The organism is Streptomyces sp. NPDC005181 (genome assembly GCF_040608395.1).
Taxonomy (GTDB): domain Bacteria; phylum Actinomycetota; class Actinomycetes; order Streptomycetales; family Streptomycetaceae; genus Streptomyces.
Genome location: NZ_JBEXID010000014.1, coordinates 83028 through 102610 on the forward strand (window position 1 = coordinate 83028; position 19583 = coordinate 102610).

Consider the following 19583-nt stretch of genomic DNA (forward strand, 5'->3'; position numbering starts at 1 on the left):
CCCGCCATGTCCCTGGACCACCGGCTGACCGCCGAACACGAGGAACTGCGCCGCACCGTCGAGGAGTTCGCGCACGACGTGGTCGCCCCGAAGATCGGCGACTTCTACGAGCGCCATGAGTTCCCGTACGAGATCGTGCGCGAGATGGGGCGGATGGGCCTGTTCGGGCTGCCGTTCCCGGAGGAGTACGGCGGCATGGGCGGCGACTATCTCGCCCTCGGGATCGCCCTGGAGGAGCTGGCCCGGGTCGACTCGTCCGTGGCGATCACCCTGGAGGCCGGGGTCTCGCTCGGCGCGATGCCGGTCTACCACTTCGGTACGGAGGAGCAGAAGCAGCAGTGGCTGCCCAGGCTCTGCTCGGGCGAGGCGCTCGGCGCGTTCGGGCTGACCGAGCCGGACTGCGGGTCCGACGCGGGCGGCACCCGGACGACGGCCGTGCTCGACGGGGACGAGTGGGTGATCAACGGCTCCAAGTGCTTCATCACCAACTCCGGTACGGACATCACCGCACTGGTCACGGTCACGGCGGTGACCGGCCGCAAGGAGAACGGCGCCCCGCTCATCTCGTCGATCATCGTGCCGTCCGGCACCCCCGGCTTCACGGTCGCCGCCCCGTACTCCAAGGTCGGCTGGAACGCCTCGGACACGCGCGAGCTGTCCTTCGCCGACGTCCGGGTCCCGGCGGCGAACCTGCTGGGTGAGGAGGGCCGCGGGTACGCGCAGTTCCTGCGGATCCTGGACGAGGGGCGGATCGCGATCTCCGCGCTGTCCACGGGTCTGGCGCAGGGCTGTGTGGACGAGTCGGTGAAGTACGCCAAGGAGCGGCATGCGTTCGGCCGGCCGATCGGCGCCAACCAGGCCATCCAGTTCAAGCTCGCGGACATGGAGATGCGGGCGCACATGGCCCGGATCGGCTGGCGGGACGCGGCGTCGCGGCTCGTGCACGGCGAACCGTTCAAGAAGGCGGCGGCGCTCGCCAAGCTGTACTCGTCGACAGTGGCGGTGGACAACGCGCGCGAGGCGACGCAGATCCACGGCGGCTACGGCTTCATGAACGAGTACCCGGTGGCACGGATGTGGCGCGACTCCAAGATCCTGGAGATCGGTGAGGGTACGAGCGAGGTGCAGCGGATGCTGATCGCGAGGGAGCTGGGGCTGCCGGCCTGAGGGGTGTGCGGGGGGACCCCAGGAGGGCGGCTGCCGGATTCCTGCCGGCGGGCAATTCGTTCGACAGGACCGGGCCCGCCCCGGCAGGGTCTGTTCATGGACCACCGGCATTGGCCCCTCCACGGGCTCCGCATCCGCACGTCCCGCCTGGAACTCCGGCTTCCGGACCTGGAGTTGCTCGACGATCTCGCGACGGTCGCCGCCGACGGGGTGCATGCGCCGGATAGCATGCCGTTCACCGTCCCCTGGACCGATGGTCCGCCCGCCGAGCGCGGCCGGGCCGTGTACCAGCATGTGCTGGCCACCGTCGCCAACTGGTCGGTGCGGAACTGGGTGCTGAGCCTCGCCGTGCTCCACGAGGGCAAGGTGGTCGGCCGGCAGGACCTGGGAGCAGCGGACTTCGCGGTGACCGGTGAGGTCAACACCGGTTCGTGGCTGGGACTGGCGCACCAGGGGCAGGGCATAGGCACCGAGATGCGGGCCGCCGTGCTGCATCTGGCCTTCGCCGGCCTCGGAGCCCGGAGCGCGACCTCGGCGGCGATGACCGACAACCCGCGTTCGCTGGGCGTCTCGCGCCGGCTCGGCTATCTGCCGGACGGGCTTGAGGTGGCCGCCCTGCGGGGCGCTCCCGTCACTCTGCAGCGGCTGCGGATCGACCGCGACAGCTGGGAGGAGCACCGCACCGTCGACGTGCGGATCGAGGGACTCGACGCGTGCCGGAAGGAATTCGGCGGATGACGCTCCTGGTGCATACCTTCGTGCGAGGGAAGAGCGGCAAGCCGCATCTCCTGGACGATCCTCCGGACGGCAGCGACATGGCGGGGTTCGAGAGCTGCCGGGCCGACCTGTGGGGGTCGGAGCGCGTCCGGGCGCTCGGGGCCCGGTTCCTGCCGGAACTCGCTTCTTACGACCTGTACGTCGAGCCGGAGGACATCGAGGAGTTCCTGGCCGAGTGCGAGCTGCTGCGCCCGCACGCGGCGGCACTCGACGCGCACTGCGGCTACCGCGAAGGCTATGTCGCCGAGCGGCTGGTCAACATCACCGCGGCGGCCCGGCGGGCCCATGACGTGGGTGGCGGAGTTCTCGTCTGGTAGCCGGGCCGGCGGCCCGTTGGGCAGGGCGCCCCCTGGACAGTTGCTGAGGTTAGGCTAACCTATCTTCGAACTCGTCAGCGGGCGCCCACCGGCGCGTACGAAAGCAGACACACCCATGCCCAAGGTCCGGACCACCTCCCTCTCCCGTCGCGGCCTGCTGGCCGCCGGCGGCGCCGTCGGTCTCGGCGCCGTGCTCGCAGCCTGTGGCGACAGCGACTCGAAAGGCTCCGGCTCCGGTTCGGGTTCGAGCTCCGAGAAGTCCGGCCCGTGGACGTTCAAGGACGACCGCGGTCTGACCGCGAAGGCCAAGTCGACCCCGAAGAACATCGTCGCCTTCACCGGTGTCGCCGCCGCACTCCACGACTACGGCATCGAGGTCAAGGGCGTCTTCGGCCCGACGAAGACCAAGGACGGCAAGGCCGATGTGCAGGCCGGCGACCTCGACATCAGCAAGGTCGAGATACTCGGCAACGTCTGGGGCGAGTTCAACGTCGAGAAGTACGCGGCGCTCGGCCCGGAGCTGCTCGTCACCGCCATGTGGGAGAAGGACGCCCTCTGGTACGTGCCGGACGAGTCCAAGGACAAGATCCTCAAGCTGGCCCCGAGCGTCGCCCTGTGGGCCGCCCAGATCACCATCCCCAAGGCGATCCAGCGCCACGAGGACCTCGCCGCGTCCCTGGGCGCCGACGTCAAGGCCGCCAAGATCACCGACTCCAAGGCTCGGTTCGAGAAGGCCGCGGCCCGACTGCGCGCCGCCGCCAAGTCCAAGCCGAACATCAAGGTCATGATCGGCTCGGCCACCCAGGACCTCTTCTACGTCTCGCTCGCCAAGACGTCCGCGGACACCCTGTACTTCCAGGAGCTGGGCGTGAAGTTCGTCGAGCCGAAGGTCAACGCCGCGGGCTTCTTCGAGGAGCTGAGCTGGGAGAACGTCGACAAGTACGACGCCGACGTCATCATGATGGACAACCGCTCCTCGGCCCTGCAGCCCGACGCCCTGACGTCCAAGCCGACCTGGGCGCAGCTGCCCGCCGTGAAGGCCGGTCAGGTCATCCCGCGCACCACCGAGCCGATCTACTCGTACGACAAGTGCGCGCCGATCCTCGAGGACCTCGCGAAGGCCATCGAGGACGCCAAGAAGGCCGGCTGACGCACCGGAAGCACTCCGGAGCCATTCCGGAACCACGCATCACAGCAACCCAGCACCGGCTCGGCCCGGCCGGGATTTTCCCGGCCGGGCCGGGCCGCGTCACCCACGCCTCCCGGTTCCTGGAAGGAGCCCTCGCATGACGACCACCACTGCGCCCCCCGTCGCCCCCTTCCGGTTCTTCGGCCTGACGGTCGTCCGGACCAGGCGGCTGGGGCCGTCCATGCTCCGGATCACCTTCGGCGGGCCGGGACTCGACGGCTTCGCCGCCGGGGGCCGGGATCAGAGCCTGTCGCTGTTCCTGCCGCACCCCGGCCAGCCAGAACCAGTCGTTCCGGTCGATGACGACGGCGAGTGGTTCGCCGCCTGGCGGGCGTTGCCCGAAGATGTCCGGGCCGTCATGCGTTCGTACACGGTCCGCGCGCAGCGTCGCACCCCCGACGGTTCGACCGAAATCGATATCGACTTCGCGCTGCACGAGGACGGCGGCCCGGCCTGCCGCTGGGCCGCCGGCGCCGCCCCCGGCGCACTCCTCAAGGCGCTCGGCCCGGCCGTCGAGGACAACACGGCCGTCCGCTTCCGTCCCCCGCAGGACACCGACTGGGTGCTGATCTGGGCCGACGAGACGGCGCTGCCCGCCGCGTCCGCCGCCCTGGAGTGGCTGCCGGCCGGTATGCGGGCCCGGGTCTGGCTGGAGGTCCAGCACACCGAGGACCGCCAGGCGCTGAGCACCGCGGCCCGCGCCCGGATCAGCTGGCTCGTCCGGGACGAGGGCGCACCGTCCGCCGTGGACGCCGTGCGCGCCGCCGAGCTGCCCGAGGGAACCGGCTACGTCTGGATCGCGGGCGAGTCGTCGACCGTACGGGCGCTGCGCCGCCATCTGGTGCAGGAGCGTCAATTCGACCGCAGGCGCATCACGTTCGTCGGCTACTGGCGCCGCGGGCTGAGCGAGGAGCAGCTGCGTGCGGAAGCGGCCACCGAGGACGCGTAAGGCATGTGATTCGGACAACTTGTGCGTCCCACAGGGGGCGAGGGAACAACGCGACGTGAAGTTAGGTTAGGCTTACCTTACTTTGGCATCGCGCCCTCGCCCCCTCTCTTCTGCCCTGAGGGCCCGATGAAGTTCCCCGCATCCGGGAGGACCCCTTCATGCGTTCGCACCTGCTCAACGACACGACCGCGGAGCACTACCGTCGCTCCGTCACGGCAGGAGTCGAACGGGTTGCAGCCAAACTCGCCGCCACCGACCGGCCGTTCACCGGAACCTCCGTCGACGAGCTCTCCCCGGTCGTCGACGCGATCGATCTGGACCGGCCGCTGGGCGATGCGTCCGCCGCCCTCGACGAGCTCGACCGCGTCTATCTGCGTGACGCCGTCTACTTCCACCACCCCCGCTACCTGGGCCATCTCAACTGCCCCGTGGTGATCCCCGCCGTCCTCGGCGAAGCCGTGCTCTCGGCCGTCAACTCCTCGCTGGACACCTGGGACCAGAGCGCGGGCGGAACCCTCATCGAGCGCCGGCTGATCGACTGGACCGCGGCCCGGATCGGCCTCGGACCGGCCGCCGACGGCGTCTTCACCAGCGGTGGCACGCAGTCCAACCTGCAGGCCCTGCTGCTCGCCCGCGAAGAGGCCAAGTCCCGCCCCGAACACTTCAGCCGGCTGCGCATCTTCACCTCCGAGTGCAGCCACTTCAGCGTCCAGAAGTCGGCGAAACTCCTCGGCCTCGGACCGGACTCCGTCGTCTCCGTCCCCGTCGACCACAACAAGCGCATGCAGACCGTGGCCCTCGCCCGCGCGCTCGAGCAGTGCGTCGCCGAGGGCGCCGTCCCGATGGCGGTCGTCGCCACCGCGGGCACCACGGACTTCGGCTCCATCGACCCGCTTCCCGAAATCGCCGCACTCTGCGAGCAGTTCTCCACCTGGATGCATGTCGACGCCGCGTACGGCTGCGGGCTGCTGGCCTCCCGTGAGCGCCGCCACCTCCTCGACGGCATCGAGCACGCCGATTCGGTCACCGTGGACTACCACAAGTCCTTCTTCCAGCCGGTGAGTTCCTCGGCCGTGCTGGTCCGGGACCGGGCGACGCTGCGGCACGCCACGTACCACGCGGAGTACCTCAACCCGCAGCGGATGACCGAGGAGCGCATCCCCAACCAGGTCGACAAGTCCCTGCAGACCACCCGCAGATTCGACGCCCTCAAGCTGTGGATGACCCTGCGCGTCATGGGCGCGGACGGCATCGGCGAGCTCTTCGACGAGGTCTGCGACCTGGCCGCCGAGGGCTGGCGGCTGCTCACCTCCGACCCGCGCTTCGACGTCGTCGTCGAGCCGCAGCTGTCCACCCTGGTGTTCCGCTGCATCCCGGCCTCCGTCACGGCACCCGCCGAGATCGACCGGGCCAACCTCTACGCCCGCAAGGCACTCTTCGCCTCCGGCGAGGCCGTCGTCGCCGGAACGAAGGTGGGCGGCCGCCAGTACCTGAAATTCACCCTGCTCAACCCCGAAACGACCGCGGGGGACATCGCCGCGGTACTCGACCTGATCGCCGGCCACGCCGAGCAGTACCTGGGAGACTCCCTTGACCGCGCTTCCTGAACCCCACGACTTCATCGGGATCGGCCTCGGCCCGTTCAACCTCGGCCTCGCCTGCCTGACCGAGCCCATCGACGAACTCAGCGGTGTGTTCCTGGAGTCCAAGCCGGACTTCGAGTGGCACGCCGGGATGTTCCTCGAAGGCGCCCATCTCCAGACGCCGTTCATGTCGGACCTGGTGACGATGGCCGACCCCACCTCGCCGTACTCCTTCCTCAACTACCTCAAGGAACGCGGCCGGCTGTACTCCTTCTACATCCGGGAGAACTTCTACCCGCTGCGGACCGAGTACAACGACTACTGCCGGTGGGCTGCCGCCAAACTGAGCAGCGTCCGCTTCAACGAGACCGTCGAGTCCGTCACATACGACGAGAGCACCGCCCTGTACACCGTGGCCACCACCACCGGCGGCGTCTTCCGCGCCCGGCATCTGGTACTCGGCACGGGCACCCCCGCGTACATTCCGGAGGCCTGCCACGACCTGGGCGGCGACTTCCTGCACAACTCCCGCTACCTGGACGGCAAAGCCGCCCTCCAGGCGAAGAAGTCCATCACCCTCGTCGGCAGCGGACAGAGCGCGGCGGAGATCTACTACGACCTGCTCTCCGAGATCGATGTGCACGGCTACCGGCTGAACTGGGTGACGCGTTCACCGCGGTTCTTCCCGCTGGAGTACACCAAGCTGACGCTGGAGATGACCTCCCCGGAGTACATCGACTACTTCCACGCGCTGCCCGAGCAGACCCGCTACGGCCTGGAGTCCGGCCAGAAGGGCCTCTTCAAGGGCATCGACTCGGAGCTGATCGACGCGATCTTCGATCTGCTCTACCAGAAGAACCTGTCGGGCCCCGTCCCCACCCGACTCCTGACCAACTCTGCCCTCAAAAGTACGAGTTACGAGGAATCCAGCGGTACGTACACCCTTGGTCTGCGCCAGGAGGAACAGAGCAAGGACTACACCCTCAGCACCGAGGGCCTGATCCTCGCCACCGGCTACCGCTACACCCCGCCGGCCTTCCTGGAGCCGATCACCGACCGGCTGCGCCACGACAGCCGGGGCCGCTTCGACGTGGCCCGCAACTACTCCATCGACACCACCGGGCGCGGCGTCTTCCTGCAGAACGCCGGCACGCACACCCACTCGATCACCTCGCCCGACCTGGGCATGGGCGCTTACCGCAACGCGTACATCATCGGCGAACTGCTCGGCCGTGAGTACTACCCGGTCGAGAAGTCCATCGCCTTCCAGGAGTTCGCCGTATGACGACCGACCTCGGCACCTTCACCGTCCGCGCCCTCGACCCTCTCGCCGACGCCGAACTGGTGCACGGCTGGGTCACCCACCCCAAGGCCTCCTTCTGGCTGATGGGCGACGCCAGGCTCGAGGACGTCGAGCGGGAGTACATGGCGATCGCCGCCCACCCGCACCACGACGCGTTCATAGGACTGCACAACGGGGAGCCCGCCTTCCTGATGGAGCGGTACGACCCCGCGGAGGTGGAGCTCAAAGGTCTGTACGAGGCCGAGCCCGGAGACATCGGGATGCACTTCCTGGTCGCCCCGTCCGACACCCCGCTGCACGGCTTCACGCGCGCCGTGATCACCGCCGTGATGGAGACACTCTTCGCCGACCCGTCGGTACGCCGTGTCGTTGTCGAGCCGGACGTACGCAACAGCGCGGTGCACGCCCTCAACAAGGCCGTCGGCTTCGAGGTCCTCCGGGAGATCGCCAAGCCGGAGAAGAACGCCCTGCTCAGCGCCTGCACCCGGGAGCAGTTCGAGGCCGCGCGACGCGAAGGAACCGCCCGATGACCACGACCACCGACGCCGTTGCGCACCTCACCCCCGCACGCTGGGCCACGGCCAACCGGCAGCTGATCCGCAAAGCCCTCGCCGAGTTCGCCCATGAGCGGCTGCTGACCCCCGAACCGCTCGAGGGCGACCTCTACACCGTACGCAGCGACGACACGGCGACCGAGTACCGTTTCCGTGCCCGGCTCTTCGCTCTCGACCACTGGCAGGTCGACGCGGCCTCCGTCACCCGTCACCGGCACGGCCAGGACCTCCCCCTGGACGCACTGGAGTTCTTCACCGAACTGCGCGAGACACTCGGCCTCTCGGCGGAGATCCTGCCGGTCTATCTGGAGGAGATCTCCTCCACGCTGGCCGGCACCGCGTACAAACTGACCAAGGAACAGGTGACCTCCGCCGAGCTCGTCGCCGCCGGCTTCCAGGCGATCGAGACGGGCATGACCGAGGGCCACCCCTGCTTCGTCGCCAACAACGGGCGGCTCGGCTTCGGCGTCGACGAGTACCGCGCGTACGCCCCCGAGGCGGCGAGTGCGATCCGGCTGGTCTGGCTCGCCGCCCGCCGCGACCGCGCCACCTTCACCGCGGGCGCCGGGCTCGACTACGCCACGCTGATCGACGGCGAGCTGAGCGAGGAGACCCGGGCCCGGTTCGCGGCCACGATGACCGGCCTCGGCCTCGACCTCGACGACTACCTGCTGATCCCCGTCCACCCCTGGCAGTGGTGGAACAAGCTGGCCGTCACCTTCGCCGGAGAGCTCGCCCGGCACCATCTGGTCTGCCTCGGGGAAGGCGACGACAGCTACCTCGCCCAGCAGTCGATCCGCACGTTCTTCAACACCAGCAACCCGGACAAGCACTACGTCAAAACGGCGCTGTCCGTCCTCAACATGGGCTTCATGCGCGGGCTCTCCGCCGCGTACATGGAGGCGACGCCCGCGATCAACGACTGGCTCGCCGGGCTGATCGAGCGCGACGACGTACTGCGCGCGGCCCGGTTCTCGATCATCCGGGAGCGGGCGGCGATCGGCTACCACCACCGGGCGTACGAGGCGGCCACCGCCAAGGGCTCCCCGTACCTGAAAATGCTCGCCGCGCTCTGGCGGGAGAGCCCCGTGCCGGGCCTGGCCGCCGGCGAACGGGTCGCGACCATGGCCTCGCTCGTCCACACCGACCACGAGGGCAACTCCGTCGCGGGCGCGCTGATCGCCGAATCGGGACTGACACCCGCTGCGTGGCTGCGGCGCTACCTGGACGCCTATCTGGTGCCGGTACTGCACAGCTTCTACGCGTACGACCTGGTGTACATGCCGCACGGCGAGAACGTCATCCTGGTCATCGAGGACGGGGTCGTGACCCGCACGGTGTTCAAGGACATCGCCGAGGAGATCGCGGTCATGGACCCGGACGCGGTTCTGCCGCCGCAGGTCGAGCGGATCCGCGCCGAGGTCCCCGACGACATGAAACTGCTGTCGGTCCTCACCGACGTCTTCGACTGCTTCTTCCGCTTCCTGGCCGCCGGACTCGCCACCGAGTCGATCCTCGACGAGGACACCTTCTGGCGGACGGTCGCCGAGTGCGTGTCCGGCTACCAGGAGTCGATGCCGCAGCTCGCCGACAAGTTCAAGCAGTACGACATGTTCACCGACGAGTTCGCGCTGTCCTGCCTGAACCGGCTGCAGCTGCGCAACAACAAGCAGATGGTCGACCTCACGGACCCGTCGGGAGCACTGCAGCTGATCGGCACCCTGAGGAACCCGATCGAGGGGTTCTAGATCAAGCACCGATCGCCGGACGGGCCCGATGGATCCAGCCCGTCCGGCGATTGAGGACGAGGGCGTCGGCGGACGCCCGGTCACCTCACTGCGTGGGCCACGGCACCTGCGCCGACCGGTAGTAGTCGATCCCCAGCGCCGAGAACCTCGGCCCCTGAGCCGCCAACCGCACCTTGTACGCGTCCCAGTCATGCGTGGACGCCGGCGACCAGCCCAGCTCCGCGACACCCGGCAGCCGCGGGAACGCCATCTGCTCGATCTGGTCGCTGTTGGTCAGCGTCTCCGACCAGATCGGCGCCTCGACACCCAGGACGGAGCTCGCCGGGGCGCCCTCGAGATACGTGCCAGGGTTCCAGTCGTACGAACGCTGCACCTCGACATAGCCGGCCCAGGCCAGACCCAGCGCGGTGTCCTTGTTGTACTTCATGTCGAGGTAGATCCGGTCCGCCGGGGACAGCACCAGTTTCGTGCCGTTCTTCGCGGCGTCCGCCACCTGCTTGCGCTCGGCGGCGCCCGTCTCGTCGTAGCCCCAGTACTGGGCGACCGCGCCCGCGACCGGCGTCGCCCCGGTCAGCTGGTGCCAGCCGACCACGGTCTTGCCGTACTTGCCGACGATGGCCTGCGCCTTGTTCATGAACGACACATAGTCGTCGTGGCTGGTGGAGTGCGCCTCGTCGCCGCCGATGTGGATGTACTTGCCGGGGGTGAGCGCGGCCAGCTCACGGACCACGTCGTTCACGAAGTCGTACGTGATGGCCTTCGGCACGCACAGCGAGCTGAATCCGACGTTCGTGCCGGTGTAGAGCGGCGGCGCGACGCCGTCGCAGTTCAGCTCGGCATACGAGGCGAGTGCCGCATTCGTGTGGCCGGGCAGATCGATCTCCGGCACGACCTCCAGATAGCGCGAGGCCGCGTACCGGACGATCTCCTTGTAGTCGCTCTTCGTGTAGTAGCCGCCGGCTCCGCCGCCGACCTCCGTCTGCCCGCCGTACGTGGCGAGCCGCGGCCAGGAATCCACGGCGATGCGCCAGCCCTGGTCGTCGGAGAGATGCAGATGGAACTTGTTCATCTTGTAGAGGGCCAGCTGGTCGATGTAGCGCTTGACCTCGGTGACGGAGAAGAAATGCCGGGAGACATCGAGCATCGCGCCCCGGTACGCATAGCGCGGCGCGTCCGTGACCGTGCCGCCCGCAACCTTCCACGGGCCCGCCTGACGGCTTTTCTTCTCCACACCGGCCGGGAGCAGCTGACGCAGCGTCTGAACGCCGTGGAAGAGCCCTGCCGGGCCACGCGCGGTGATAGTGACGGATCCGCGGCCGGACTTCAGCGTGTAGCCCTCCGCGCCCAGCTTGCTGTCGTGGGAGCCGAGCCGCAGCCGGATGCCGTCATTGCCACCGCTGCCGGTGACCGGCAGGGCGTACCCGGTTGAGGGGCGCAGCACGCCCGCCAGATAGTCGCCGATCTTCCGGGCCTCGCGGGAGCCGTGGTCGACGCGGATCTTCGTTCCCGCGGTGATGGCGTAGGGGGATCCGCCCGCCTTCACTTCGGCGGGGGCGGGCACGATCTGCCCGAGCGGACGGGGCGCGGCGGCGGTGGCCGGGCCGATGCTCGCCGCCGCCGCTCCCGGAGCCGCGCCGGCACTGGAGATACCGGCCGCTGTGACGAGCAGCAGCGAGCCGAGAAGACGGGGAAGGGCGGTGCGCTGTGTCCTGTGCAGTCTCACAAGCCGGGTCCCTTTCGACGGGTTCACACCTGTGGATCTCCTGAGAAACGAACCATCACCATGCGTATCGTGCGGCCCACGCGTGGTCAAGGTGTAGACCACTTCCCCCTTTTGCGGCCGACGGAATCTGACGTACACCGGAAATCATCCGGTCGGGACGGGGCCCGGATCCTGAAGCGACTCTGAGCAACCTCACGATCACATGAAGCGACCACAGAGCCCCTCGACGCCACCGCGGGCACTCTGGAAAGTGCAATCACTCTCACCCCTGCCCGATATCGGGCAGAATTGTTGCGTACGGCCTCCATTCCCCGCAATATCAACGAGTGCTCGAACGCCGTCCGTCACATGACGACCTCATCGATCACCTGGTGCGGTCCACCACGCTTCAGCGCGGGGAAGCAGCCCGGGTGATCCTCGACGTGCTGGCGTACTTCGACGAGACGACCGACGACTTCGTCCGCCGCCGCCACCGGGAACTGCAGTCCGGCGGCCTGGTGAACGCGGAGATCTTCGAGCGGATCGCGGCCGAGCTGCCGCACCGGGCGGTCGCGCCGCCGGAGCTCTCGCTCCGCCAGCTGCGCCGCATCGTCTACGGCTGAACAACGGGCACCCACAAGTACGTCGATGGAGGGGCAGACACCATATGTGCGGAATCGTCGGATACATCGGGAAGCGTGACGTGGCTCCGCTGCTGCTGGAAGGACTGCAGCGGCTGGAGTACCGGGGTTACGACTCCGCGGGCATCGTCATCACAGGCAAGGCGTCGGCCGGGAAGCCCGCCGCGCTGAAGATGGTCAAGGCGAAGGGCCGGGTCCGCGAGCTGGAGGCCCGTATCCCCAAGCGCTTCACCGGAACCACCGGTATCGCCCACACCCGCTGGGCCACCCACGGCGTCCCGAGCGACGAGAACGCGCACCCGCACCTGGACGCCGACCACAAGGTCGCCGTCGTCCACAACGGCATCATCGACAACGCCTCCGAGCTCCGTGCGAAGCTCGTCGCCGACGGCATCGTCTTCCTCTCCGAGACCGACACCGAGGTGCTGGTCCACCTGATCGCCCGCGCGCAGGCGGACACCCTGGAGGAGAAGGTCCGCGAGGCCCTGCGCTCGGTCGACGGCACGTACGGCATCGCCGTCATGCACGCCGACTTCAACGACCGCATCGTCGTCGCCCGCAACGGCTCCCCGGTCGTCCTCGGCATCGGCGAGAAGGAGATGTTCGTCGCCTCCGACGTCGCCGCGCTGGTCGCCCACACCCGCCAGGTCGTCACCCTCGACGACGGCGAGATGGCCACCCTCAAGGCCGATGACTTCCGTACGTACACCACCGAGGGCTCCCGCACGACGGCCACGCCGACCACCGTGGAGTGGGAGGCCGAGTCGTACGACATGGGCGGCCACGACACGTACATGCACAAGGAGATCTCCGAGCAGGCCGACGCGGTCGACCGGGTGCTGCGCGGCCGGATCGACGACCGGTTCTCCACCGTCCACCTGGGCGGTCTCAACCTGGACGCCCGCGAGGCGCGCGGGGTCCGCCGGATCAAGATCCTGGGCTGCGGCACCTCGTACCACGCGGGCCAGATCGGCGCCCAGCTGATCGAGGAGCTGGCCCGCATCCCCGCGGACGCCGAACCCGCCTCCGAGTTCCGCTACCGCAACCCGGTCGTCGACCCCGACACCCTGTACGTCGCGGTCTCCCAGTCCGGCGAGACGTACGACGTACTGGCCGCCGTTCAGGAGCTCAAGCGCAAGGGCGCCCGCGTCCTCGGCGTGGTCAACGTGGTCGGCTCGGCGATCGCCCGGGAGGCCGACGGCGGTACATACGTCCACGCGGGCCCCGAGGTCTGCGTCGTCTCCACCAAGTGCTTCACCAACACGGTGGTCGCGTTCGCACTGCTCGCCCTGCACCTCGGCCGGATCCGCGACCTGTCGGTCGCCGACGGCAAGCGGATCATCGAGGGCCTGCGCAGGCTGCCCGCCCAGATCACCGAGATCCTCGAGAACGAGGACGAGATCAAGAAGCTGGCCGCGGAGTACGCGGACGCCAAGTCGATGATGTTCATCGGCCGGGTGCGCGGCTACCCCGTCGCCCGTGAGGCCTCGCTGAAGCTCAAGGAGGTCTCGTACATCCACGCCGAGGCCTACCCCGCGTCCGAGCTGAAGCACGGTCCGCTGGCCCTGATCGAGCCCGCGATGCCGACGGTCGCGATCGTGCCGGACGACGACCTGCTGGAGAAGAACCGCGCCGCGATGGAGGAGATCAAGGCCCGCAGCGGCCGGATCCTCGCGGTCGCCCATCAGGTGCAGGAGAAGGCCGACCACACCATCGTCGTACCGAAGAACGAGAACGAGCTGGACCCGATCCTGATGGGCATCCCGCTCCAGCTCTTCGCGTACCACACGGCGCTGGCCATGGGCCGCGACATCGACAAGCCGCGGAACCTCGCGAAGTCCGTCACGGTCGAGTAGCACCCGCGGCAGCACACGGACAGAGAGCGGCCCCGCACCACGCCACGATGGGTGCGGGGCCGCTCTCTCCCGTCGGCCGGTGCCGAGCGGATCGCACCGGCCGATTGCTGCCTCAGCCGGTGGCCGTCACACCTCGGCCGGCAGCGCGCTTCGGGAGCGCCGTCGGCCACTTGGCCAGCGCCGCTGTCGCCCCGTACCAGGCGGCGAGACCGGCCACTGCGGCGAGCCAGCCGCCGACCTTGCCGAGCCCGTCACTGTCGGCGAACTGCCCGACGCCCAGGAGCAGAAGCCCCAGGAAGAGCAGTCCGTACGTCCCCTGGGCGAGCCGACCGCCGCCGGCCGACCCGAGGGCCAGGCTCAGTGCGAACAGCGCCCAGAGCAGCAGGAACATCCCCGCCGCATGACTGGAGACTTGGGCATCGGCACCGGTGCCCCAGGTGAACCAGAAGGCGCCGAGTCCGACGAAGGCCGTGCCGGTGAAACCGCTGCCCGCGCGGAACTCCAGCAGTCCGGCGACGAACAGGGCTATACCGCCGACATACAGCGCGAGCGAGACGGCGTCGGCCGCCGTCACACCGTCGATGACCCCGGTGTGACCGATACCGAACGCCAACAGGGTGAGTCCCAGGGCGAGATGGCCGAGGGTGGAGGTGCTGCTGTTCCCCGCAGAGACGTCATTGTCCACGGCGGGCTCCCTTCAAAGGCAGTGGTGCTGTTTCCCAGTGGCCCTTATGTACCCTTCACAAGCACACAATCCACCTCTACGGGTGAGTAGATTGCCTGTTTTCAGCGGCGAGTTGACGCCACGTCGGAAAACGAGGGAGCGGCGGGGAAATCACCGAGGGTCCGCGAGGGGGTCCGCTAGGGAATGACCACGACCGGGCGCTGCGCGCGCCGCGCCAGCCGCCCCGCCACCGAGCCGAAGATCCGGCCGACGATGCCGTGCGTGGAGCCGACGACGATCGCGTCGGCCGAGTACTCCCGGCCCACGTCCTCCAGCTCGTGACAGATGTCGCCACCCCGCTCGACGAGCACCCACGGCACCTCGGCGAGGTAGTCCGCACAGGCGAGCTCCAGCCCGAGGACCTCGGTGCGGTGGTCGGGCACATCGACGAAGACGGGCGGCTCGCAGCCTGCCCAGACCGTGGTCGGCAGCCGGTTGGCGACATGGACGATGATCAGGCCGGAGCCTGATCTCCGGGCCATGCCGATGGCGTAGGCGAGGGCTCGCTCACTGGACGTGGAGCCGTCGAAGCCGACCACGACCCCATGCCGGAAGGCGGGATCGCAGGAATGGCGTGTTTCTTCGACCGCCTGCTGGTCCGACAGAGGGTCGGCTACCTGCTTGCGGTCCGCGGGTTCGGGGATTTCGTGACCGGCCATCGGTGTCTCGGCGAAGAGAGTCCTCGTGAGGAGAGCGGCTTGGGGAAGGTGTATCAGCGGGCGGTGATGCGGTGTCCGGGAATCGTCTTCCCAACCCCTTACCCCCAAGGGTACGGCGCCACTCCTCCGCTGCCCAGACCCCCGCAAAGTGCGTGCGACGTCCCAGGGAGCATGCCCGAGGCGGCTCCGTATGGCAATGCCGGTTGCGTAGTACATCGAGGTCGCGCGAACGGACGACCACACTCGGTGACCGACGGCATCGGGCCGCGCCGGCCACCCGCCCCCGCCGCGGAGTCACGACACCGCGCACGCCGCACCGGAGGGCGGCGCCCGGGAGCACCGCCGCAGAGCAATGCCGGGAAGCGACCCAGCGACGGTGTGTTCAGCTGTTCACCGATGCCGGTCGCCCGCGTGGCGTTCGGCACATCCGGCGGTACGCCTACCGGCCGGATGCAGCCATCCCCCGGCCCCGCCACCCCGGCGCGGCCTGCCGGGCCGCACTCCACCGACCGGGCCGCGGGGGCGTGCGGGCGTGCGGGCACAGTCGCACGATCGGGGTTGCGCGCCGGTCAAACGACGGATTCAGGCTTGCGCAACCATATATTTTCAGCCAACTTCTCACCCCTACCCATTCCTTGGGTAATTGGCCGATCAACCCCCTTGCCACCAGGCAAGAAGAGACCAGGCGGTACGCTTCCACCCAACGGGGACGGGCCACGAATGAGAGGCGCACTTCCCTGCACGGCCTGTGAGTGAAACGCTTTCGTGATCGAATGCTTCCCGCCAAGTTGCCTTGTCGACATAGCGCTGGTTGGTCAACTTGTCACGCCGGCACCGCGGGACGCAGTAGATTCGATCTTGGGTGCCGAAGACTGGGGACTCGTGCAACACCGAGGGGAAATGTGCAGGAGCGACAGGCCCGTAAGGACCAGGGAGACGCGAACACCGAGGGGGGCTTAGCGTCATGAGCCAGGACTCCGCCGCCGCAACGGAGGCTGTACGGAAGCTCAGCGGACGACGACGTCGGGAAGTCGTCGCCGTGCTGCTGTTCAGCGGCGGCCCCATCTTCGAGAGCTCCATCCCGCTCTCCGTGTTCGGAATCGACCGGCAGGACGCGGGAGTTCCGCGCTACCGACTCCTCGTCTGCGGCGGGGAAGAGGGACCGCTGCGGACCACGGGTGGACTCGAACTGACCACGCCCTACGGGCTGGAGGCGATCAGCAGGGCAGGCACCGTCGTGGTGCCCGCCTGGCGTTCGATCACCTCCCCGCCGCCCGCCGAGGCGCTGGACGCGCTGCGCCGCGCCCACGAGGAGGGGGCCCGCATCGTCGGGCTGTGCACCGGGGCGTTCGTGCTCGCCGCCGCGGGCCTGCTGGACGGCCGCCCGGCGACCACACACTGGATGTACGCACCGACGCTGGCCAAGCGCTATCCGTCGGTCCATGTCGATCCGCGTGAGCTGTTCGTCGACGACGGCGATGTGCTCACCTCCGCCGGGACGGCGGCCGGCATCGACCTCTGTCTGCATATAGTCCGCACGGACCACGGCACGGAGGCCGCCGGGGCGCTGGCCCGTCGGCTCGTGGTGCCGCCGCGGCGCAGTGGCGGTCAGGAGCGCTACCTCGACAGGTCTCTACCCGAAGAGATCGGCTCCGACCCGCTCGCCGAGGTCGTGGCCTGGGCGCTGGAGCATCTGCACGAGCAGTTCGACGTGGAGACGCTGGCTGCGCGCGCCTATATGAGCAGGCGGACCTTCGACCGGAGGTTCCGTTCGCTCACCGGCAGCGCACCGCTCCAGTGGCTGATCACCCAGCGGGTGCTGCAGGCGCAGCGGCTGCTGGAGACGTCCGACTACTCGGTCGACGAGGTCGCGGGCCGCTGCGGCTTCCGCTCGCCGGTCGCGCTGCGCGGACACTTCCGGCGCCAGCTGGGCTCCTCCCCCGCCGCATACCGGGCCGCCTACCGGGCCCGCCGTCCGCAGGCCGGGGCGCTGGACCCGGTGGCGACGGCGATCGAGACGGTCGTGCCCCCACAGGGCACGCCCGCGAGCCGGAGAGCCGGTGCGACGGCGACCCCGTCGGGCCCTCCGGCCGCAGCCTCCACGGCGGTCGGTACGGGTCAGCTGGATCACGGGAAGCCGGGGTCCGATGCGTACGCCACGGGGCGCCCGACCCTGCCGGGGCAGCGCAGCGCCCCGTAGGGTGGGGCGTATGAACGATCGCATGGTGTGGATCGACTGCGAGATGACCGGGCTCTCGTTGACGGAAGACGCACTCATCGAGGTGGCCGCACTGGTCACCGACTCGGAGTTGAACGTGCTCGGCGAAGGGGTGGACATCGTGATCCGCCCGCCGGACAGGGCCCTGGAGACGATGCCCGAGGTGGTGCGGCAGATGCACACCGCCTCGGGCCTCCTCGAGGAGCTGGCCGGCGGCACCACCCTGGCCGACGCCGAGGCCCAGGTGCTGGCCTATGTGCGCGAGCACGTGAAGGAGCCGGGCAAGGCCCCGCTCTGCGGAAACTCGGTCGGTACCGACCGTGGCTTCCTGGCCCGCGACATGGGGGCCCTGGAGGGCTACCTGCACTACCGGATCGTCGACGTGTCCTCGATCAAGGAGCTGGCCCGCCGCTGGTACCCGAAGGCGTACTTCAACAGCCCGGAGAAGAACGGCAACCACCGGGCGCTCGCGGACATCCGTGACTCCATCACGGAGCTGCGGTACTACCGGGAAGCGATCTTCGTACCGCAGCCCGGGCCCGACTCCGAGCATGCGAAGGCCATTGCGACACGCCTGACGCAGCAGTCGGCTTAGGACCTCGGGAAGCCGCTGGTCACGGGCGCTTCAAGGCCTGGGATCAGCGGCTGAAGAACTAGGGCGCGAGCACCCTCTCGGACCCTGTACACTTTTTCTCGGCCGGTCAGAAAAAGACCGGACATGGTGGGTATAGCTCAGATGGTAGAGCACCTGGTTGTGGTCCAGGATGTCGCGGGTTCGAGTCCCGTTACTCACCCTGAAGGGAAGGGCCCCGGTCTTCGGACCGGGGCCCTTCTCGTGTGCCCGTGCGACTGAGTCTCCCTCACCAGGCCCGCATGTGACGGTCGTCACTCGCGACCCTGCTGAGGGCCGCCGTCAGGACGAATCGCGGACGACGAGTTCTGTCGGGAGCACGATCTGCGGGCGCTCCTCGTTCTCACCGGCGATCTCCTGGAGCAGTACCCGCGTCATCACCCGGCCCATCTCCTCGATCGGCTGGCGCACGCTGGTGAGCGCCGGGTCCATGTGACGGGCCACGGCCGAGTCGTCGAAGCCGACCAGCGCCACATCGTCCGGGATGCTCCGGCCCGCCTCGCGGAGCACCTGCCGGGCGCCCGCGGCCATCACGTCGGAGGCGGCGAAGACCGCGTCCACATCGGGACGGCGGGCCAGCAGCTCCCGCATGGCACGGGCGCCGCCCTCCTCGGTGAAGTCGGCGAGGGCGATCAGCTGCTCGTCCGGGCCGAGACCGGCCGCCGCGACCGCCTTGCGGTAGCCGTCGAGACGGCGCTGCGCACCGTACACATCGAGGCGCCCGGTGATCGTGGCGATGGAGCGGCGGCCGCGGGAGATCAGATGGTCGACGGCGCCGCGGGCACCCTCGAAGTTGTCGGAGTCGACTGCGGCGAGCGTCTCGGAGGCGGATCTGCGGCCGCTCATCACGGCCGGCATGCCGAGCTGTTCCAGCAGGTCCGGCAGCGGGTCGTCGGCGTGCACGGAGACCAGCAGCACGCCGTCGACGCGGTGCGCGGTCAGATACTGGGCCAGCCGCTTCCGCTCGCGGTCGTTGCCGACGAGGGTGAGCAGCAGCTGCAATTCGGTGTCGGCGAGGGCCGCACCGACCCCGCGGACGATGTCCGAGAAGTACGGCTCGGCGAAGAACCGGGTCTCGGGCTCGGGCACGACGAGAGCGATGGCGTCCGTGCGGTTTCCGGCGAGTGCGCGGGCCGCCCGGTTGGGCACGTATCCCAGCTCGGCGACGGCGGCTTCGACCGCCTCGCGGGTGTGTTCACTGACCCGCGGCGAGCCGTTGATGACCCGCGAGGCCGTGCCACGCCCGACTCCGGCCCGTGCTGCGACCTCTTCGAGCGTCGGCCGCCCGCCGCTCCGTACTCGCGCTGCCGCCATGGCTGCCTCCCGTTCGCGGTCAACTTCTCATAGTCAGATAACCAAGCCAAGTCCACCTGTTGTGCCCCTTGACACCTGCCCGGCCCCGGAAGGCCTGCCGGATCCCAATTATGGGAGCGCTCCCACCTTACGGGATGGCGGCACCGGGTGCAGGTGGCCAGGGGGGACGGATCCGCGGATGCCCATCCGGAAGCCGGCGGGAGCAACGGGAGCTGCGGAAACGACGGAGACCCGGCGCGGGCCGGGCCTCC

At 69.1% G+C, this 19583-nt stretch carries 17 protein-coding genes and 1 tRNA gene; 14 read left to right on the top strand and 4 right to left on the bottom strand.

Features of this window, described 5'->3' with window-relative positions; all coding sequences use genetic code 11:
• The first annotated feature begins 6 nt into the window (after positions 1–6).
• From ABZV38_RS12640 to ABZV38_RS12680, 9 genes are all read left to right on the top strand, one after another.
• On the top strand, positions 7–1167 hold the full coding sequence (locus ABZV38_RS12640) for an acyl-CoA dehydrogenase family protein (RefSeq protein ID WP_356326782.1): 1161 nt from the start codon (positions 7–9) through the stop codon (positions 1165–1167).
• Positions 1168–1263: 96 nt separating this feature from the next.
• The gene (locus ABZV38_RS12645) at positions 1264–1905 is read left to right on the top strand and encodes a GNAT family protein (RefSeq protein ID WP_356326783.1); all 642 of its coding nucleotides are present in this window, start codon (positions 1264–1266) and stop codon (positions 1903–1905) included.
• Positions 1902–2261, top strand: a complete 360-nt coding sequence (locus tag ABZV38_RS12650) for a hypothetical protein (RefSeq protein ID WP_356326784.1) — start codon at positions 1902–1904, stop codon at positions 2259–2261. Before ABZV38_RS12645 ends, ABZV38_RS12650 begins: the two co-directional genes overlap by 4 nt.
• A 115-nt stretch (positions 2262–2376) precedes the next feature.
• Positions 2377–3411 carry an ABC transporter substrate-binding protein gene (locus ABZV38_RS12655; protein ID WP_356326785.1) on the top strand — a complete coding sequence of 345 codons (1035 nt, stop codon included), beginning with the start codon at positions 2377–2379 and terminating at the stop codon, positions 3409–3411.
• A gap of 136 nt (positions 3412–3547) precedes the next feature.
• Positions 3548–4399 carry a siderophore-interacting protein gene (locus ABZV38_RS12660; protein ID WP_356326786.1) on the top strand — a complete coding sequence of 284 codons (852 nt, stop codon included), beginning with the start codon at positions 3548–3550 and terminating at the stop codon, positions 4397–4399.
• Between the two features lie 158 nt (positions 4400–4557).
• The gene (locus tag ABZV38_RS12665; RefSeq protein WP_356326787.1) at positions 4558–6006 is read left to right on the top strand and encodes an aspartate aminotransferase family protein; all 1449 of its coding nucleotides are present in this window, start codon (positions 4558–4560) and stop codon (positions 6004–6006) included.
• Positions 5990–7267: a SidA/IucD/PvdA family monooxygenase gene (locus ABZV38_RS12670; RefSeq protein WP_356326789.1), complete on the top strand. Its 1278-nt coding sequence runs from the start codon at positions 5990–5992 to the stop codon at positions 7265–7267. Before ABZV38_RS12665 ends, ABZV38_RS12670 begins: the two co-directional genes overlap by 17 nt.
• Positions 7264–7815: a GNAT family N-acetyltransferase gene (locus ABZV38_RS12675; RefSeq protein WP_356326790.1), complete on the top strand. Its 552-nt coding sequence runs from the start codon at positions 7264–7266 to the stop codon at positions 7813–7815. The genes ABZV38_RS12670 and ABZV38_RS12675 overlap by 4 nt, the downstream gene beginning before the upstream one ends.
• On the top strand, positions 7812–9587 hold the full coding sequence (locus ABZV38_RS12680; protein WP_356326791.1) for an IucA/IucC family siderophore biosynthesis protein: 1776 nt from the start codon (positions 7812–7814) through the stop codon (positions 9585–9587). Before ABZV38_RS12675 ends, ABZV38_RS12680 begins: the two co-directional genes overlap by 4 nt.
• Positions 9588–9672: 85 nt before the next feature.
• On the opposite strand, the gene ABZV38_RS12685 is transcribed toward ABZV38_RS12680, so the two are convergent.
• Positions 9673–11310: a beta-N-acetylhexosaminidase gene (locus ABZV38_RS12685; protein WP_356326792.1), complete on the bottom strand. Its 1638-nt coding sequence runs from the start codon at positions 11308–11310 to the stop codon at positions 9673–9675.
• A 326-nt stretch (positions 11311–11636) separates the two neighbouring features.
• Here ABZV38_RS12685 and ABZV38_RS12690 point away from each other — a divergent pair, with 326 nt between their 5' ends.
• Together ABZV38_RS12690 and glmS are read left to right on the top strand one after the other, a co-directional pair.
• Positions 11637–11912 carry a hypothetical protein gene (locus ABZV38_RS12690; RefSeq protein ID WP_277326331.1) on the top strand — a complete coding sequence of 92 codons (276 nt, stop codon included), beginning with the start codon at positions 11637–11639 and terminating at the stop codon, positions 11910–11912.
• Between the two features lie 44 nt (positions 11913–11956).
• Positions 11957–13786 carry a glutamine--fructose-6-phosphate transaminase (isomerizing) gene (gene glmS, locus ABZV38_RS12695; protein WP_356326793.1) on the top strand — a complete coding sequence of 610 codons (1830 nt, stop codon included), beginning with the start codon at positions 11957–11959 and terminating at the stop codon, positions 13784–13786.
• Between the two features lie 112 nt (positions 13787–13898).
• Here the strand turns inward: glmS and ABZV38_RS12700 are convergent, their stop codons facing one another.
• Positions 13899–14471, bottom strand: coding sequence for an acetate uptake transporter (locus tag ABZV38_RS12700; RefSeq protein ID WP_352262415.1), 573 nt, complete (start codon positions 14469–14471; stop codon positions 13899–13901).
• Between the two features lie 176 nt (positions 14472–14647).
• Positions 14648–15169 (bottom strand): universal stress protein, encoded by a 522-nt coding sequence (locus ABZV38_RS12705; protein ID WP_356326794.1) that lies wholly within the window; start codon positions 15167–15169, stop codon positions 14648–14650.
• A gap of 964 nt (positions 15170–16133) precedes the next feature.
• Between ABZV38_RS12705 and ABZV38_RS12710 the strand changes: the two genes are divergently transcribed.
• The 3 genes from ABZV38_RS12710 to ABZV38_RS12720 all read left to right on the top strand — a co-directional run bounded on the left by ABZV38_RS12710 (position 16134) and on the right by ABZV38_RS12720 (position 18181).
• Complete coding sequence (locus ABZV38_RS12710; protein ID WP_356326795.1) at positions 16134–17369, top strand: helix-turn-helix domain-containing protein; 1236 nt, start codon at positions 16134–16136, stop codon at positions 17367–17369.
• A gap of 10 nt (positions 17370–17379) precedes the next feature.
• Positions 17380–17982 carry an oligoribonuclease gene (gene orn / locus ABZV38_RS12715; protein ID WP_356326796.1) on the top strand — a complete coding sequence of 201 codons (603 nt, stop codon included), beginning with the start codon at positions 17380–17382 and terminating at the stop codon, positions 17980–17982.
• 126 nt (positions 17983–18108) lie between these two features.
• Positions 18109–18181 (top strand) — tRNA-His (locus tag ABZV38_RS12720).
• A gap of 119 nt (positions 18182–18300) precedes the next feature.
• On the opposite strand, the gene ABZV38_RS12725 is transcribed toward ABZV38_RS12720, so the two are convergent.
• Positions 18301–19332: a LacI family DNA-binding transcriptional regulator gene (locus ABZV38_RS12725; protein ID WP_356326797.1), complete on the bottom strand. Its 1032-nt coding sequence runs from the start codon at positions 19330–19332 to the stop codon at positions 18301–18303.
• Positions 19333–19583: the final 251 nt, after the last annotated feature.